Origin of the sequence: uncultured Clostridium sp., assembly GCF_900547735.1 — a bacterium.
Classification (GTDB): Bacteria; Bacillota; Clostridia; order Lachnospirales; family Lachnospiraceae; genus Otoolea.
Map to the genome: position 1 here is coordinate 57,629 of NZ_URHZ01000005.1, position 18,348 is coordinate 75,976.

Sequence of the window (18,348 nt, forward strand, 5' to 3'; positions counted from 1 at the left end):
TTACCTCCTTTCATTTATTTTCTCAATCCTTTATGGCATCCAGAATCTCAAATGCCCGGCTGCTGCACACAATATCTGCCCCGGCCTCCAACAAATCCCTTACCTCTTTTTCAGTTTCGACAAGACCTTCCGCCTTAACCAGCAGATCCCGCTTCAAGGCACTTTTTATCTTCTTAACATCCCCGGCAACTGTTTTTCTGGGTATGACCAGGTCACCGGAGGTCGTCTTCAGTCCGTCGACACCACAGTCTTCACAAAACATCACGAGTTCTTCGAGTTCCTGTTCACCGAGCTGATATGTATTCAGGACTGCAAATAACGCGGTTCCCTCCATATGAATTAATTTAACCGTCTCTGTCAATTCCAAGGCCAATGTCTCTTTATCACCCGATTTAAATGCCGACAGGTTAACTCCCATATCAATTTCGGCAGCACCTGTTTTAGCGGAGAAAAAAGCATCCGCTATCTTCGTTTCAGGTACATCGATGCCGGATGGATAACCACTTACCGTGCAGACCTTCACCTTTTCTTTGGATGCATCAATCGCCGTCTTTACCATATTCTGGAAGACGCAGACACCATACAAATCATAACGGATTGCTCTTCTTACAAATTCACTTATCTGCTCTTTCGTATGTCCGATTGACAGGTCGGTCGCTATCATCTTTTTCGCTAACTCTGCTTTTTTCATGTGTCCCTCTCCTTATTCAAAGGTGTCTAAAATCTGAAACGGCGCACTTGTTGCAATCCTGTCACAACCGGCAAGAATCATCTCCTTTGCCTGCTGCCCGTTTCTGACACCTCCCGAAACCATGACCTTAATTGCATCACCGAAATGGGATTTGATATTCCGCACCTCCTCCGGAGTACTTCTGCATCCATGTCCCGTATTGGTTTTCAGAAACGGCACTTTTGATTCAATACACAGTTCAGCCGCCTTAAGCTGTTGGTCCGGTGTGAGCAGAGTCGCAAAATAAATAATTTTAATCAGTTTATCTTCTCCTGCCAGTTCAAGCACCGCCTTAATTTCATCCTTGACCGTTTCATACTCTCCGGCCATAAATGCACTAATGTTCATAGATACATCCAGTTCGTCCGCCCCAGCCTTAAATGCCTCCTGTGCCGCCTTCAGACGGATCGCATTGACCGCGCCGCCCATCGGATAATCCACGACGGAAACAACTTTTCTTCCCGCTTCATGGGCGATATCGGCAACATGCCTGATAAAATAAGCCGAGGCCAGTATTCCGGCAAATTCGTACTGCGCCGCCCGCTTTGTAAACGCGACTGCCTCTTCAATTGTAGGATTCGCCGCTGCCATGGACCCGTCCAGCATATGTTCTACATTTCTTTTCGTTATTTCCATTCTTTCCGTTCGCGCTCCTTTCCCGTTTTCCGGCGGGCAGAGTCTCTGTCTGCCCACCTTACTCCGGCTGTCTTTTTCCACTACAGCAGTTTTCTATAGTCTGCCTTCATTTTCTCCAGTTCCTCTTTCTCCGGGAAAAATTCAAAGATTGACTCCTGCGGACCTCTCTTCACTGCACAGGCGGCAATGCATCCTGCGTGGATCACTGCTTCCGTCAGCTCCATTCCGGAGGCAATCCCCGCAACAAAGGCCCCTGCGAAGGTATCTCCCGCACTGGTGGTATCCCGCACGATGACGGGAACACATGGAAACACCCTTTCTCTGTCCTTCTCCACCAGAACGGAACCCTTGCCTCCCATCGTGATAACTACAGCTTTATTTACTCCTTTTTCAAGAAGAATTCTTCCCGCCTGAACAGCCGTATCATAATCTACCACCTGGATACCGCTGAGTAAGGATGCCTCATGCTCATTCGGTTTCATATATGTAATAAACTGATACAGTTCCTCATCAAATTCCACGACTGGAGCCGGATCTACCATTGTCTCCACTCCAAGTGCATGGGCCTTCCTGATTGCATACTCAATCGCGTCAAAGTTATTTTCAAACTGGAAACCGGCCACAGCGCATTCCCGAATCATCGGTTCTGCGTTGTCAATATCCTGTGTTGTAATTTCCGCATTAGCTCCTGGTACCACAATAATGATGTTTTCACCTTTCTCATTCAGCATAACTCCGGCTGCGCCGGTCGCATGTTCCTTATCAATTTTTACATGCGTACAGTCGATACCGGCTCTCTCAAAATCATGGATACACATATGGCCGTATTCATCATCCCCTACTCTCATGATTCCACTTATTTCTGCGCCTGCCAATGCAGCCGCCAGCATCTGGCCATGTCCTTTTGCTCCCCCCGACATCTTAAACCGGTAGCCCATAACAGTTTCTCCCATGGAGGGCATTTCTTTTGCTGTAAACGAATAGCAGCAATGGTAACTTCCGAGTATAAACGCCTTATTATTTTTTGTCATATTATCCCTCCAAACTTTTCTGCTGGGTACAAAGACTTACCACCACATACACGATGAATGCCGGAAGAATCGGAAATACACTTGCATACGGCAGCGGCAGAAGTCCCACCATGTTTAAAATAACTACGATCATACCGACTACTGAGCTTGATACAGACCCCTTAGCCGTTCCCTTTTTCCACAGGAGGCCGCCCAAAAACGGAACGAGACAGGAGGAGGCGAGGAATGTATAGGTAGATGACAGAAGTCCCACGATACTCGTAAAGCTCAGCGATATCAGGAGTGCAAAACAGGCAACGATAATATTTAAAACCACATTCATCTTCTTAATCGCTTCTTCCGATACATTGGGATTGATAAAACCTTTATACAAATCGTGAAGCACTACTGCTGATACGCCTATAAACAGCGTGTCTATCGTTGACATAACCGCTGCCACTACCGCCGCCACAAGAACCGCGGCAAGGAGAGCCGGAAGGCTGCCCAAAACAACTGCAAAAAATGCGGATGTGTCTCGTACACCGAATTTAGCCGCTCCATACATTCCTATAAATACGGGCATCACAGCCAGAGGAATCATGACAACTGTAGAAAGCAGGTGAGCTGTTTTGGAGGTAAGTGCGCTCCTTGCCGAGCTGACACGCTGGAATACACATTGATCCGTAAATATGGCAAGACAGGTCGGAACAATCAGCATGATTAATGTAGCTTTATCAAAAGGCACGGCGGTAAAGAAGCTCTGTGGAAGGGCGCCTGTTTCCACCGCTTCCAGGATGATTCCTATTCCCCCCTGCATCATAACAAAAACGGTAGTACCGATTAAACCGATAAGTATGATTGCCGTCTGGACAACGGAAGTAGCGAAGGCTCCCCATAAACCTGCGATCTGCGAATACAGGAGCACTACGATTGTAATAACGACAGCCCCCACATTTCCGTCAAGGCCAAGAGCGATGAACAGAGCCTTGCCTGCCATAATCTGTGCAGCCATATTGCCAATAAACGAAAATGCCGTACTCAAACTGTATACAAGTGTGGTAACCCGGTCCCCATAACGTTCTCTCAGGAAATCCGAGAGCGAGATATACCCCTTTTTATAAAGAAAATCATTAATCGTAAATGATAAAACTACATATGAGAGGGCGCAGCCAATTCCATACCATATACCGCCGATTCCCATCTCGGCTCCAGATCCGGCTCCGCCCACCACGAATCCGTTTCCTATATGGCCGCCGATGGCTCCGCCCATAATCAGCAGAACGCCTGCATTGCGGCCGATATTCAGATAACTGTCATATGTTTTAGCATATTTTCTTCCCACAACACTGATTGCGATCATTAACAAAAAATAAACTCCCAAAACTGCCATCAATAACGTCAAATTCATATTCAAACTCCCTTCTCCTAAAGCGTATATGGACCCCATATATTTGTTCAGCGCCCTCACAGCTACCACATTTCAATGTGCACATTTTCCTACATACGTTACCTTCCCCCTTTTTTACAGCGCCATCTTATAAATTTCGTAAACATCTTTTTCTTCCAGATGGAAGGTACAGCCAATTTCCCATTTATCCCCGTTTTTGTCATAAGGAATTCTGGCCGCCAGCTTCTTCAGGGTCCCGCTTGATACTTCACCGGCAAATTCCTGAATTCTGCCCGGCAGGCCCAGGTCTCTGAAAAATCCTCTGACTTTGCGGATTCCTTCCCTTGCCGTCCATTCCGGATTATCAAAGTCGTACTCGCAGTTAAAAGCTTCTACCGCAAATCTGGCAAACAGTTCTACATCTCTCCTGTACACATACTCCATCCAGCAGGGTGTAATCACAGCCAGTCCCGCTCCATGGGGTATATCCCATTCTGTCGACATCTCATGTTCAATCAGGTGGCAGGCCCAGTCCCCCACCAGCCCCAGGCGCATAATTCCATTTACCGCCAGGGGAGCCGTCATCATCAGGGCGCTTCTTGCCGCATAATTATCCGGATCCCTGACCGCGGCGGGCGCATTTTTCAGGACTGTTTTCATCCCTGCCGTCAGAAGCTGGCGGCTCAGGTAAATATCTTTCGTAGCAGAAAAGTAATTTTCACACAGATGCGAAAAGATGTCGGCCGCACCGGATGCCGTCTGAAACGGAGGAATACTCTGCGTCAGCTCCGGATTCAATATTGCAAAATCCGGTCTCATCAAATCAAAATCATCGGCCGATCTCTTGAGCTGCGTCTTGTCATTCGTAACCACCGAGGCTCTGCTGGATTCACTACCTGTGCCTGCAAAGGTGGAAACCACTCCCAGCACCAGCATTCTCTCAGGCACCGCCTTCTGACAGTAAAAATCCCAGACGTCTCCGTCGTATGCGCAGCCCATTGCAATGCCTTTGGCACTGTCGATAACACTTCCTCCTCCAACAGCCAGCACACAGTCAATCTTCTCTCGTTTTCCCAGCTCGATACCCTCATAGATTTTTGAAAGCCTCGGATTCGGCACCACTCCCCCGAGTTCGATAGTGGTAAGCCCGGCCCGCTCTATGTCTTTTTTCAAAAGCTCAATTAACGGCCGTACAAACGCCTCACCCGAATGGTGTATCAATACTCGGCTTCCTCCAAACTCCCTGAGCAGTTCTCCGCATCTTCTTTCCATCCCTTTCCCAAAAAAGAAATCCGGCATATTCCTAAGTTCAAAATTAATCATCTGTAACCTCCTTCTCCCGCTGCGTCCGACTCTATATCAGCCCTGTACACTGTCTGAGAATCCGGACAACATCCGCTTTACGAAGAGGATGTGTCCTGCCCGTCGTCTCATTTCCCCGGTAAAACACCTGTTCAGCCACTTTGTGAATGACCTCTTCCCCAAGTTCCTCCGGTGGAATTCCCAAAGCGCTGAGAGAAGACGGAAGTCCGAGCATATTATAGAGAAAATCCTCATAGGCCTGAATCCCAGCGAGGGCCGTCTTTTCAGGTTCATCCACATCAAGCGGAATCCTGAACATTTCCACGGCAAATTTGATGAATGATTTCATATGGTCTTTATAAACATATCTCATCCATACCGGCATCAATATAGCCAGGCCTGCGCCGTGGGGAATGTTCCACTCTCCGGACATCTCATGCTCGATATCATGGCAGCCCCAGTCTCCCCACCGGCCGACCTTCATGATTCCGTTGATTGCCAGAGGACTTAATACCATCAGCGCTCCTCTTGCTTCATAATTACAGGGATCCTGCATAACAATAGGGGCAAATTTTAAAACGGTCCTGATCCCGGCACAGGCCAGGTGATCGGACAAATCATTATCAGGATCAGCTGTAAAAAAGTTTTCCGTCAGGTGAGTCAGCATATCGGCAATCCCCACCGCTGTCTGAAATTTGGGAATTGTATAGGTGATTTCAGGATTCATAATTACAAACTTCGGCCGGATCAGTACAAAATCGTCAGGATCTTCAATTCCGTGTTTGATCTTGCCTTTGGTGATAACGCTCCCAAACGTCGCCTCACTGCCGGTTCCTGCAAATGTGGAGATGACACCGACCGGCAGGCTCTTTTTTTGTCTGTCTCTCCCTTCATAAATATCCCAGACATCGCCCTCATAGAGGGCTCCGATCCCTATCGCCTTTGCACTGTCGATTACGCTTCCGCCACCGATGGCAAGGATAAAATCCACGTTTTCTTTTCTGCATAATGTGATTCCTTCATAGACCAGTTCAATGTGCGGATTTGGGACAACACCTGCAAGCTCCACCCATGCAAGTCCCTCCTCATCCAGATATCCCTTCACACGCTCTATCAGTTCCAGTACAAAGTCCTCTCCGGAATGATGTATCAAAACCCTGGTTCCTCCAAAATCCCTTATCAGCTTTGCCGTTTTTGTCTCCTGATCTTTTCCGTATATCATGTCCGTATAGTTTCGAAGTACAAAATCAACCATAAAAACCTCCCCTCTCTGCAAAAGTCTCCCCAATATGCAGCTATTCGCAGCGCCCGTTTTCTTCATTAATATCCTTCGGCTGTCTCCCCCTGCAGCAGTTTCACCGCTGAACTTGTTCCGATCCTGTCACAACCCGCAAGAAGGAATCTCTCTAAGTCTTCTCTGCTTTTTACTCCTCCCGCCGCTTTGATTTTTACACAGCTCCCGATATTACGTTTGAACAGCAGAATATCTTCCATCTTTGCTCCATCACTCCCAAAACCGGTCGATGTCTTGATAAAATCGGCCTTGGCGTCTGTCACACAATGGCAGAGCCGTATTTTTTCTTCTTCCGTCAAATAGCAAGTCTCAATAATTACTTTCAGAATCCGGGGCCCTGCGGCTGCTTTCAGAGCTGCGATCTCCTGCGTAACCTTTTCAAACCTCCCTTCCTTTACATCCCCCAGGTTTACAACCATATCAATTTCGTTCGCACCGTTTCTAACTGCCTCCAAAGCTTCTTCCGTCTTAACATAAGTCGTATGATATCCCAGTGGAAAACCGATTACTGTGCAGATATTCAGTTCCGGATATGCTTTATGTACCCGCTCCACAAACGTCGGCGGAATGCAGACAGATGCCGTGCCGAACCGGATTGCATCTTCGCAAATCTCCTTGATTTGCTCCCATGTGGAGGTTGCCTGTAATAATGTGTGATCAATATGTTCCAAAATTTCTTTGTTGTTCATTGTTATCTCCTTGTTGAATGATTATATTTTTATTATTTCAGACCCAATTTTCTCCAGATACCCTTTCTGTATTTTCTCAAGCTGCTCCCTGGAATCAAAGAAGCAGTTGTACATCGACCCGGATCGGGAGACGGTCAGCGCGGCCAGGCAGGATGCCTGAATGACTGCTTCCTTTATGGTTTTTCCCTTTGCTATGGAAGCGATAAAACTTCCGGCAAAGGAATCTCCGGCGCAGGTCGGATCTTCAACCGAAACCTTCGGACAGGGCACGATATATGCCTCATCTCTGCTTACAACAACACATCCTTTTTCTCCCATTGTAATAATTACGCATTCCTTTATACCCTTTTCCAGAAGACAATGTCCGGCTCTCCTGGCGTCCGTGTAATTGCCGACCCGAATGCCCGTCAGAATCGACGCCTCATGTTCGTTCGGCTTGATAAAGCTGATATAGGGATAAAGGTCATCCGGAAGGACAATGGCCGGGGCCGGATCCAGAAATGTCCTTACACCGAGCCCGGCGCTCTCTTTTATTGCATATCCAATTGTTTCCGGATTCACTTCCAATTGGAAACCGCCTGCTTTGCATTTTTTTATATATTCCTTTGCTGCGTCAAAATCCGACTTTGAGAAGTCATCGCAAACGCCCGGTACAATAACAATCGCGTTACCGCCCTCCTCATCACGCAGAATACATCCGCTGCCGGTGGCATGTTCCTCATCCCTTTGAAGATAGAGGCAGCCTATGCCTCCTACCGATGCGCACTCTTTCCTGCACATCTCTCCTGCATAGTCGGCGCCTATGCGCCCGATTACCTCGACATAACACCCCTCATATGCGGCGGCAAATGCCTGGTTCACGCCTTTGCCTCCTCCTGACGGGCGGTATCCTGTGCCAATCAGCGTCTCCCCGTTTCCCGGAAGCGTACTGCTGTAAAAGCTGTGCAGCCAGAAATAACTGTTGATGACAAATACATGTTCCATCATTTTCCTCCCTATGGTACTAATTCCAGCTCCCTCAATCCGTCATGGATCTCTTCTTTCAGGTTTTCAGGAAGAATCAGAAGACTGTCCGGATAACGTGTTCCTCTGATTGGGCACCCCACAAGCTCTGAAGCATATTTATACCCCGCGCTGTTTCCGCCTTTTCTTAAAATATCGCGGATTTTCATAATAAAAGCCTGGCGTTCTCTGGCCCTGTTCAAGTCTCCTGCAAAAAAGGCATCGCACAATTCAATAATCGGTTTTGGAAAAGCAATGCTTATAAAGGATATAATTCCGCAGCCGCCGAGAGCCAACGTCGTAAATATGGTCGAATCGCTCCCTGCAATATAATTGAATTTCTTTTGAACCAAACCCATTGCGGTTTCCAGATGAGTAATACTCTGAGTACTGTCTTTATACCCGTGAACATGGTCGTATGTATTGGCAAGCTTCGACAGAAGTACGGGTGACAGCATATTATGCGTCTGAGGAGCATTATAAATATAGACTGGTAATTTTGACGCCTCTATTAAGGCAGTGAGGTATTCTTCCAGGGCTTTCTCCGAAAAGTCTGTCAGGTAGGGCGGAGTAATACATATTGCGTCGGCTCCTACCGATTCATAGCGCTTTATCATACCGACGGCGTCCCGGTACCCCGGTACCATCACATTACACATAACCGGGATTCTTCCTCCGGCCTCACTGCACATTGTCTTTGCAAGTGCTTCCTGTTCATCATAAGTCATCATATGAGCTTCGCTGGAAATCCCGCCGGCAAACAGGTAAGCAATTCCTTTCTCTATCTGCCAGTCAACCATATGACGGATTGCTCCATGATCGATGGAACCGTCATTCTGATAACTGATTGTAAGTTCCGTACCGGCTCCCCAAAACATTTTCTCTCTCTCCATCCTTATCCTCCTCTTTCATTTCTGACGGACGATGCACCGCTGCAATCCCCGCCTGTTCCGACAAGCTGTCCGCTTTCCATGTGGTAATAATTTTTCCAATGATTCCTCTCAATCTAAAATTCCTGCCCCCGTTTCCTTTCTTCTCCTTTCTTTGTTAGAATCCTTACATTTGTGAATATAGCTTTCAATATTCTGTTATTTCTCAGTTAGTTTTCTTGATATTAGGGTAACATATCATATTTTATCTGTCAATATATATTTTTTCAAAGATTTAGTTGTCAATTGCGCAGTATTTTTTGCTTTATTTTTCCCTGTTTTAACCTTATTTTTATCGTCAGAATAACATTTTCATTTTCTTGCGTTATACTTTTTTCTTTTTTGTCAACCATCGGCAGTATATTCTAATTATTAAACGCAAAAACAAATATATTTTATGTATTTTGTTATTTACAGTATATTTTTGCAATGTTATACTGAAAGAAAAACAACATTTTAGTACTGAAGGACAGGGGTGGATATGAATAACAACAAAAAAAAAACAGTTCGTCTAAAAAACATCATTGCTTTTTTAAAGGATTGCAACGGCGCTTCCCTGAAAAATATTGCCGATTATCTTCAGGTTTCTGAGATGACGGCCCGCCGTGATCTTTATGAATTGCGGGAACAGAATGTAATTCATTACATATCGGGAGTTGCCATTTTTAATCCCGACAGTCAGCGCCACAATGAGCAATGTCCTTATGATCTTGTCGGTGAGAAGCTGGTGAATAACGAGATGAAAGAAAGAATTGGAAAAGCTGCTGCAACACTGCTCACCGCCGGTGATACTGTGATCATTGATACGGGAACCACAACGGAGCATTTCGCCAAGCATATACCGGATCAGGTACCGCTTACGGTTCTCTGCTACAACATCAACATCATGAGTGAGTTAATCCGGCGCTCGCATCTGAATCTTTTGTTCGCCGGAGGGATTTACCATGAAAATACACAGATGTTTGAAAGCCCGGAAGGTTTGAGTCTGATTAACCGGACGCGCGCAACCAAGGTTTTCCTTTCAGCTGCCGGCGTCAGTGAACTGCTTGGAATCACCTGCAGAAATCATTATGAAATTGATACAAAAAGGGCAATTATTAATGCTGCCCTCAAACGGATTTTGCTTGTAGATTCCTCGAAATTCAACCGAATCAGGCCTGCTCTGTTCGCCCAGCTCACAGATATTGATACAATTGTTACGGATGATGGGATTTCTTCCGAATGGATTGAAATTTTAAAAAAGAATGATATTGAAATTTTGATTGCATAAACAAAAAATCAGCGGCATATTACATCTTCACGCGAGAGCGGATCCCCTTGTCTCCACCAGGGAATCCGCCCATTACTTCTTTTATTTACCAGGCATAGCTGTCCGGCGCCTCTCCTCCCGGTCCCGGGAAGATCTCGTCCAGACGTTTCATCGCGCTGTCGTCCAGTTTCACATCCAGTGCATGAATAATATTGTCAAGATGCTCCGGCGTCCTCGGCCCGATGAGAGGGCTGGTGACTACAGGGTTCTTTAAAATCCATGCCATTGCTACATCCGACTGTTTCTCACCAAGGTCGTGGCAGAAGTCGGCAAAGTCGGTCAGTGTTTTAAGCATTTCCTCCGAATAGTGGCGGTTCTCGCTGCGTGAGCCGCTGAGCCGTTTCAGGGCGTTCTCCCCGAGCATACCGCCGGCCAGCGGTGAGTAGGTAACGAGGCCTAACCCAAGTTCCCTGGCTGCCGGAATCACTTCCAGTTCGGGCAGTCTGGAAAGCAGATGATACTGATGCTGCTCCGCTACCAGGCCGAGGAAATGACGTTTGTCGGCCTCCCACTGTGCCCTGACGAGATCGTGGGCCGCAAAGTTGGAGGACGCAATGTAAGTGGCCTTTCCGCTGTTTACAAGAGGCTCCATTGCCCCCCACATCTCAGGCCATGTCACATGGCGGTCGATATGGTGCATATAGTAAAGATCAATATGATCGGTCTGAAGACGTTTTAATGATTCCTCCATATGCCTGCGTACCTTCCAGGCGGACAGTCCGTCTTCATCATTCGGTCCCTCATACGGATCCTCCATTGTGGCAAATACTTTTGTAGCCAGGATTACGCGCTCTCTTCTTCCGCCGCCCTGGGCAAACCATCTGCCGATAATTTTCTCCGTCAGACCGTGCTCGCCTTCTCCGGCAAAACCGCCGTAAGCGTCCGCCGTATCAAAGAAGTTGATGCCGGCATCCAGTGCCTTATCCATGATGTAAAATGCGTCCTTCTCCTCTGTGGATGTTCCAAAATTCATTGTTCCCAGGCAAAAACGGCTGACCTTCAGTCCGGTGCGTCCCAAATATGTATATTCCATGATTTATTTCTCCTATTATTTTTTAGTTCTTCTAAACGGTAATGGAGTGGACGATCCGTCCGCCCACTACGGTCATTACAACCCTCACCTCATCAAACTCATCCGGTGATATTTCAAATATATCGGTATCGAGAACCTGAAGATCCGCCAGTTTGTCAACCTCTATGCTGCCGGTCACATTCTCCCTGTGGTTCTGATATGCTCCGTTAATCGTGTACATTCTGATTCCGTCTTCAATCGTGCAGCCGTTGCCCTTGTTATAGCAGGTGCCCGAAACGGTTGTTCTCGTCATCGCGAATTTAAGCCCCATCAGCCAGTTAACCGTCATGCAGGGAGCGTCGGACCCCTGGCTCACCACGACGCCGTTGTCCATAAAACGCTGGTAATCAAACATTTTGGACGGATCCTCCGGGTCCACGCTGTTCACCAGAGATTCCATGAATCCCCACGGAGCCACTGCCTGCGAGGAAAGCACGATATGGTGCTTTGCACATTTTCTCATATTCTCATCCGAAAAATCGTCACCGTGAATGACAAAATGGCGCAGATCTTTTCCGGGGTACAGTTCCATTGCTTTCACGTAGGCATCCACAATGGTGTCGATTCCGCATCCTCCTGTGGAATGGATTCCTATCTGGTATCCCATACGGTGAAGTTCCACAATGGTTCTCGTAATCTCTTCCCTCTGTTCCTCTATCGTATCTCCCGGGAAATAGCTGCTTCCGCCCGTCTTTCTTCCGTCTGGGCGCAGCCACATGCTGTCTCCGAACAGTTTAACGGCGCAGGCATCGACCCAGTTTCTGTCTTTTAATTCCGGAACCCTTCCGGCTCCCGCTCCCCCGATGATGGCGTCATAGGTGGAAAGGCCGTTAAGCCCCGCCATGATATTGACCGAAACACGGGCCGTGAGCTCGCCCGCCTCCCCCATTGCTTCATACACATCGATTACCCGGGAACCTCCGGCGCCGGCAAACAGATGATCTCCGCCGATTCCGACCATGTCGGTATGGGTAGTGACGCCGTTCTCGTTCATCTCTCTCTGCAGCAGGATAATACAGTCACGAATCTGTTCGTCGCTCAGAAGCGTGGACACTTTTCCAACCGCATCCATCAGCATAAAGTCGTCGAGATACCCGGTCGGTTCCCCGTCTTCCCGTCTCTGGATTTTGCCCTCATGGCGTTTAAGCTCCGGCGTGTCCTTTGTAATTCCCACCAGTTCAAGCGCCCTGGTGTTTACAAGTACATGGTGAAGCCCGCTATTGGCAAGCCATACCGGATGATCCGGCACCGCCTCATCGATATCCCAGCGGGTAATCTGCCGATGTTCCACTGCGCACTCCCGGATACAGCCGGAACTCAGGCCGGAACCCATGATCCACTGTCCTTTCGGCGTCTTTTCCGCCGCATCCCTTAATATCTTCTTAATGTCATCCAGGCAGGAAACATGCTCCTCTCCCACATCCAGGAACCAGGGCATTTTATAAAGTCCTGCCAGGCAGGCATGCGTATGGCAGTCCTGAGCGCCTGGAAGCATCAGCTTCCCTTTCAAATCAATTACTTCCGTTCCTTCTCCGATATGGCATTTTATCTCTTCATCACTTCCGGTATCGATGATCCATCCGTCTTTTACCGCAATTGCGGTACAGAAATTAAAATCCGTATCGACTTTTGCGATCTTTCCATTCATAAAAACAAGATCTGCCAAAACTGACATTCCTTTGTCCTCCATCATTGGCTAATTATTTTATAAAGTTCTCCTGATACTGTTTCGGTGAAATACCGGTCAGGCTTTTGAAGACCGTGCAAAAATAGCTGATACTGTTAAACCCGGTCTGAAATGCGACTTCATTCGGCTTGCCGCCCTTGGCCAGAAACTCCTTTGCCCTCTCTATCCTGTATTTCGCCAGGTACTGTCTGAAAGACTCTCCCCGCATATTTTTGAAAAGGCGTCCGAAATGGTAAGAGCTGTAGTGAAAAAGGGTCGCCATAACGTCCAGATTAAACTCGCTGTTGGGATAATATTTTTCTATTACCTCGTCGATCTTATGTAACAGCAGTTCCTCGGAACTCTGTGCTTCCGCTCCCAGTTCCTTTATTAATTTACTGCAGAACTGTTCCATCGCCTTTTCGATATCGTCTGCAAACATGCTGTTGATAATCTGTTTCGATGTGTTCAAATATGCTTTTTCCAGTGTATCAATCGGTATTCTGGAACCGCAGAACCGTTCTCTCAGCGAGTCGGTGAAACTTACCAGTATCAGACGGATATTGGTCGGTGACATCGCGACGGACAGCATGTACTGCATCATCCTGCCCACCTGCTCTTTCACCGCGTTCTGTTCTCCCGCCGTGATCCCGGAGACAATTTCAGAACCGAAATTTTTGAGTTCATCCCTGGAAAAGACCGTCTTAGGCTCTTTAATATCCTTGTAAAATACCATATGGTTCTTCCCCAGCCTGAAACAGTGGAATAACCCTTCCTTGCCCTCGGCATAGGCCTGCGGAAATCTTGAAAGGCTGCTGCAGTATCTGCTGATTCCGATTGCAACGCCCTCTCCGATTTCTTCATTGACCCTGACAATCATCTCCGATGCCAGTTCCCTGATTTTCTCCGTGACCTCTTTTTCTTCCGAGGAAGATTCCTGGCCGGTGCATAAAAATACGCCGATTACGCCTCTTCCCGTATAGGATGCCACCAACCCCTCTATACCACTTCGCTTCACACACCGCTGAAGAATCTGGGTTATGTTGAAACGTCTCGGAAACTGGTTAAACTCCGGATAAAACTGAAACACGTCGTTGTAATCCGTCTGTATCAGCAGCAGCCGGTCGGGAACGCAGCTCAGTCCGACTAACTGCAGAATCTCATCCACATGGCTGCTGTTCAGGTTTCCATATATGATACTATAGGCGAACTCCTGACAGTACAAATCATATTGTCCGTCTTTTGTACTGCCTTTAAATTTTCTGAAAAATGCAGGAATATCTTTAATAATAATCTCGTTTGAATCCATTTTGCAGCACTCCTTGTAGTCTTTTTTAAATCAAGTGTACCACAAAGCTTTCCTGTTTTTCCATATTTCCAACAAAAAAACCGACAGACAATAACCATACCATATCTGATATGCAGTCTCCCGGTGTACACCATTTTTTTAATATGTGAGCTCACACTGTGTTCAGAAGAATTACTGAATAGAATTGTTTTAAAATAAGTAAGGAAATTTGTGTGTGTGGAATTTCTTTATGTTTAAAGGATAACATTTCTGAAAAGTAAAGTCATTAAAGAAACCTGCTTTTTTACACAATAATTATACATACACTTTACAAAGTGGTATAGCCCTGCCCGGCGGATATGGTGGAATCCCGGCATCTGCTCCTTTCAACACACCGCTTCCGGACAGTCTGAATTAAATATTTTCCCGGCTTCCTGTCACAATCTGATTCCGGCACTGTCTAATCTCTTAGAAGGGCCGATCCGGAGAACCGGAGAACCGGTCCGGCAGCAATCGAACATCACAGGAGGAACTATATGAATACATCTGTAATACTGGATTATCTTTCAGAATTAAGCGCCAATAATAACCGCGAATGGTACCATGCCCATAAGCAGGAATACCGGGACGCAAATGAACAGTTTGAGTCACTTTTACAGGAACTGATTTTAAAAATAGGGGAGACGGACAGCAGTATTTTACACAACCGGCCAAAGGATTTGACATTCAAGCTGGTGCGGGATACCCGTTTCAGCAACGACAAATCGCCTTATAATCCGGCCTTTCGCGCCCACATTTCTTCGGGAGGGAAGCTCCCTGTTCCGGTCGGCTATTTTCTGATGATACGGCCCGGGGGCAAATCGTTTTTGGGAGGAGGACTGTTTGCGGATGTATTTAAGGATGCGACGGCGATGATCCGCAGTTATATTGCAGAACATCCAGATGAATGGGGTGAAATTATCGAAGCAGACGGATTTTGTGACTGCTTCAAGGTGCAGGGGACCTCATTGAAACGGGTTCCCGAAGGTTTTGATAAGGAGCATCCCCAGGCTGATTACCTGAAATATAAGAGCTGGTATCTGGAATATCCCGTCGCCGACGAGGTCGTCAAAGACGCGGAACATTTTCCGGAATTTGCAAAAGATATTTTTATCAAAATGAAGCCCTTTAATGATTACTTAAACCGGGCTCTGGCCGGGTTCCAGATGCCGCGGCGCTAAAGGCGGAACGGTAAGCGACGTCCCAGTATAGTCCCATAACGCAATAAACTCCCTTCCGGGTAAGCAGCCTTATGTTTTTTACCGTCTGCCCGGAAGGGGGTTTCCTTTTTGTATAGTAAAACCTTATTTCTTGCTAAAAGCATGCGGTCTCCCCTTACTGAGGACTGGTCTGCCGTTATCGGAGCAGAGGCATGCTGCCGGTGAGCTTATTGACCTTTTTCTTTGCGCCGCAGATGGCCAGCCCAAAATACTGCAAAGTACTTTCAGGGGCATTTCCCATCTTCTCCGTAAAATCGCCATAGTCGTTGCAGCTCTGCGCCAAGTCCGAAAAATCCACCACCGTCAGTTCCTGAAAATCGGGCTGATAGAGTTTTTCCCTGATTTCCTTGATTGTTTCCGGTGAACCCTTTAAAATCGGCACAGGAACACCGATAATTCCCAGATGCTCGTTGCCGTTTTGGTCGGTTACATTCTCTCCAACCACATCCGGCATCTCTTTTCCCAATGTGATTCCCATAATCGCTGTGGTATTTGCAATGATTCCCAGCGGAAGCTGATCGTCGATGATCATGACACATTTCTCGTTTTGTAAATCCATTTTCTGTTCCTCCTGTACTCAATCGCAGCATTCCTGCAGCTCTTTTATAATCCAGCCTGCTGCCCTGCTTTCTCTGTTTCAAATGCTTATCGATTACCTTATCATATCGGAGAGGAAAAATCTTGTAAGATATTCTCATTTTGGGACTGCTCTGCGGTTGACAGCAGGATTCTTACCGGAATCGGCTCCGTGTTCTCACCATAAAGGTACAATTTAAAAATCCGCTCCTCCCATATTGAAGGGAGAAACGGATTTTTAATCATCGTAATGTTTAAAATTGAAATCCTAAAAGTATTTAAATATCCTATACCTGTTTGATTTTCACATATACCACTTTCAGCAGTTTATTATTTGGATTCTTCATTGTCCTTGTCTCAAGATAATCAAAACTCTCAATAAACTGGCCCAGTTTTTTGCACTTGTAGTTACGCGGATCAAAGCCGGGAACTCTCTTTGGAAGAACGGTTCCAATCTCGGACTGGTTGATCCAGCCGTTTTCATCGGATCTCGATTCGATGATTGAGACAATCTCCGCACCAATCTCTTCTTTTGTCGGCACATTATTCAGTCTCAAATCGCCCTTGGCATTATCCGTTTTTTCCTCCTGGTTGTCCGGGGCTTCAACCTGGTGGGCCTTCTGTCTTCCTTCGGAAGGTTTCTTCGTATCCCGTTCCTCCGAAGGCCGGTAGGCTGCCGGCGGTTCCGCGATTTTAGCGGTCTTCTCCGCTGTTGCCTTATTATCCTCCGCCTGCTCCTCCAGACTCTCCTGGTACAGTAGATCGAGGAATTTAAACGTCTCACAGGCGGAAACAAGGGAATTCGGAGTTTTCTGCTCTCCCATTCCAATAACGATCATTCCGGCCTCCCGGAGACGGATTGCCAGCTTTGTAAAATCACTGTCCGAGGTCACCAGACAGAACCCGTTCACCTTTCCCGAATACAGGATGTCCATTGCATCTATAATCAGAGCAGAGTCCGAAGCATTCTTCCCCTTTGTATAATTAAACTGGAAAACCGGCGTCAGCGCAAAGTCACGCAGCGCATCCTGCCATGCCATAACACTGGGGTTGGTAAAGTCGCCGTAAATACGCTTATATGTAGCAATTCCGTAATCACTTACTTCATCCATAATCAATTTAATGTACTTTTTCGATACGTTCTCTGCGTCTATCAATACTGCAATCTTGTCCTGTTTATCCATAAATGCCTCCAACATTTTATCAACTGGGGAAATTATATCATATAGGGGGGTTTTATTCAAATAGAAATGGGGATTGTCTTCAGTCCCGGGGAAAGGGGAACGCTGGGTGGGGATTCCGGAAGAAAGAAATCTCCTGCGGGACCGCTCCCGCTTATGGAGTGCATAACGGTACTAGGACGCCTGAAAAACGCCGTCCAAGTGCCGATGGACTCCAACGTCCCCTTCGGAGATTTTTTCTTCCTCCATCCCCACCGGGTAGACTATGGCCGGGACTGAAGACGCGAAGGTTGTCGGTTATCCCTGACCCTGATTGCGGATAGTGACGGTTCTTTCTTTTCTAAAATAGGGAATCAGGGATTTTTAACTCTAGATTCCGGGTTCTTTGAATCGTACAGTTGATTTGTTCCAGTATTCTTTGTATACTCTCCCGTTCTGTCCGTCGAGATTGAGTTGGTACATGCGAAAGGTTACCAGGATGTTTTTGGGCTGCCACTGTTCTTCGTAGCTGTACTCGTAATGCATGCCAAGCTGCCTCATTACGCCGCCGCTTCGGGGGTTTTTGACGTCATGGGTGGCTGTGATATAGGGCATGCCGTCTTTTTTCAACTGTTCAATCATCGCTCTGCCTGCCTCGGTGACTATCCCACGATGCCAGAATCCTTTCCGAAGTCCATAACCTAAATCATGATTGTCCTCAACACTGACCTTGATATATCCGATTGGGATATTATCCTCTTTCAGGCAAATAGCATATTGATAACCTCTGGACTGCCGATAGGCTGAAATGTACTTTTCCTTTAAAAAGTCCTCGGATTCCTCCACCGATTTTAACGGAAACCAGGGCAAAAAGGTATTCACATCCTCATCACTGTAAATTGCAAACAGAGCATTAACATCACCCTCTGTAAATTTTCTCAATATAAGCCTCTCCGTCTCAAGCGCCGGGGTATTCTCATAATTCATAATCCAATATTCCTTTCCGTTACCAGTTATCACATCATAGCGACCGTCTATT

The 18,348-nt window shown here is 46.9% G+C and carries 17 protein-coding genes; 2 read left to right on the forward strand and 15 right to left on the reverse strand.

Features of this window, described 5'->3' with window-relative positions; translation table 11 throughout:
• Positions 1-22 precede the first annotated feature (22 nt).
• The 9 genes from QZT18_RS02750 to QZT18_RS02790 form a co-directional block, all read right to left on the reverse strand.
• Positions 23-691, reverse strand: coding sequence for a hypothetical protein (locus QZT18_RS02750; protein ID WP_294143956.1), 669 nt, complete (start codon positions 689-691; stop codon positions 23-25).
• A 12-nt stretch (positions 692-703) separates the two neighbouring features.
• Entirely contained in the window at positions 704-1,366 is a 663-nt protein-coding gene (deoC, locus tag QZT18_RS02755; protein ID WP_294143958.1) for a deoxyribose-phosphate aldolase, read from the reverse strand.
• Positions 1,367-1,446: 80 nt separating this feature from the next.
• Positions 1,447-2,397, reverse strand: coding sequence for a ribokinase (locus QZT18_RS02760; RefSeq protein WP_294143960.1), 951 nt, complete (start codon positions 2,395-2,397; stop codon positions 1,447-1,449).
• Position 2,398: 1 nt separating this feature from the next.
• Positions 2,399-3,784 (reverse strand): sodium:solute symporter, encoded by a 1,386-nt coding sequence (locus QZT18_RS02765; RefSeq protein WP_294143962.1) that lies wholly within the window; start codon positions 3,782-3,784, stop codon positions 2,399-2,401.
• A 114-nt stretch (positions 3,785-3,898) separates the two neighbouring features.
• Positions 3,899-5,086 carry an iron-containing alcohol dehydrogenase gene (locus QZT18_RS02770; protein ID WP_294143964.1) on the reverse strand — a complete coding sequence of 396 codons (1,188 nt, stop codon included), beginning with the start codon at positions 5,084-5,086 and terminating at the stop codon, positions 3,899-3,901.
• A gap of 31 nt (positions 5,087-5,117) precedes the next feature.
• On the reverse strand, positions 5,118-6,320 hold the full coding sequence (locus QZT18_RS02775) for an iron-containing alcohol dehydrogenase (protein WP_294143966.1): 1,203 nt from the start codon (positions 6,318-6,320) through the stop codon (positions 5,118-5,120).
• A 65-nt stretch (positions 6,321-6,385) separates the two neighbouring features.
• Positions 6,386-7,048: a deoxyribose-phosphate aldolase gene (gene deoC, locus QZT18_RS02780; protein ID WP_294143968.1), complete on the reverse strand. Its 663-nt coding sequence runs from the start codon at positions 7,046-7,048 to the stop codon at positions 6,386-6,388.
• Positions 7,049-7,069: 21 nt separating this feature from the next.
• On the reverse strand, positions 7,070-8,032 hold the full coding sequence (locus QZT18_RS02785) for a ribokinase (protein ID WP_294143970.1): 963 nt from the start codon (positions 8,030-8,032) through the stop codon (positions 7,070-7,072).
• Positions 8,033-8,043: 11 nt separating this feature from the next.
• The gene (locus QZT18_RS02790; protein ID WP_294143972.1) at positions 8,044-8,943 is read right to left on the reverse strand and encodes a dihydrodipicolinate synthase family protein; all 900 of its coding nucleotides are present in this window, start codon (positions 8,941-8,943) and stop codon (positions 8,044-8,046) included.
• A gap of 517 nt (positions 8,944-9,460) precedes the next feature.
• Here QZT18_RS02790 and QZT18_RS02795 point away from each other — a divergent pair.
• On the forward strand, positions 9,461-10,249 hold the full coding sequence (locus tag QZT18_RS02795) for a DeoR/GlpR family DNA-binding transcription regulator (RefSeq protein ID WP_294143974.1): 789 nt from the start codon (positions 9,461-9,463) through the stop codon (positions 10,247-10,249).
• Between the two features lie 85 nt (positions 10,250-10,334).
• Here QZT18_RS02795 and QZT18_RS02800 read toward each other — a convergent pair whose 3' ends face one another.
• The 3 genes from QZT18_RS02800 to QZT18_RS02810 are packed head-to-tail and all read right to left on the reverse strand — an operon-like array spanning position 10,335 to position 14,335.
• Positions 10,335-11,321, reverse strand: a complete 987-nt coding sequence (locus tag QZT18_RS02800; protein WP_294143976.1) for an aldo/keto reductase — start codon at positions 11,319-11,321, stop codon at positions 10,335-10,337.
• Positions 11,322-11,352: 31 nt separating this feature from the next.
• On the reverse strand, positions 11,353-13,035 hold the full coding sequence (locus QZT18_RS02805) for an amidohydrolase (RefSeq protein WP_294143978.1): 1,683 nt from the start codon (positions 13,033-13,035) through the stop codon (positions 11,353-11,355).
• A 25-nt stretch (positions 13,036-13,060) separates the two neighbouring features.
• Entirely contained in the window at positions 13,061-14,335 is a 1,275-nt protein-coding gene (locus tag QZT18_RS02810) for a helix-turn-helix domain-containing protein (protein WP_294143980.1), read from the reverse strand.
• A gap of 515 nt (positions 14,336-14,850) precedes the next feature.
• On the opposite strand from QZT18_RS02810, the gene QZT18_RS02815 reads away from it, so the two are divergent.
• A complete protein-coding gene (locus QZT18_RS02815; RefSeq protein WP_294143982.1) occupies positions 14,851-15,534 on the forward strand; it encodes a DUF2461 domain-containing protein in 684 nt (227 codons plus the stop codon).
• Between the two features lie 175 nt (positions 15,535-15,709).
• Here QZT18_RS02815 and QZT18_RS02820 read toward each other — a convergent pair whose 3' ends face one another.
• The 3 genes from QZT18_RS02820 to QZT18_RS02830 form a co-directional block, all read right to left on the reverse strand.
• Entirely contained in the window at positions 15,710-16,132 is a 423-nt protein-coding gene (locus QZT18_RS02820) for a DUF2000 domain-containing protein (RefSeq protein ID WP_294143984.1), read from the reverse strand.
• Positions 16,133-16,436: 304 nt separating this feature from the next.
• Positions 16,437-17,333 carry an NYN domain-containing protein gene (locus tag QZT18_RS02825; protein ID WP_294143986.1) on the reverse strand — a complete coding sequence of 299 codons (897 nt, stop codon included), beginning with the start codon at positions 17,331-17,333 and terminating at the stop codon, positions 16,437-16,439.
• A 366-nt stretch (positions 17,334-17,699) separates the two neighbouring features.
• Positions 17,700-18,296 (reverse strand): GNAT family N-acetyltransferase, encoded by a 597-nt coding sequence (locus QZT18_RS02830; protein ID WP_294143989.1) that lies wholly within the window; start codon positions 18,294-18,296, stop codon positions 17,700-17,702.
• Positions 18,297-18,348 lie beyond the last annotated feature (52 nt).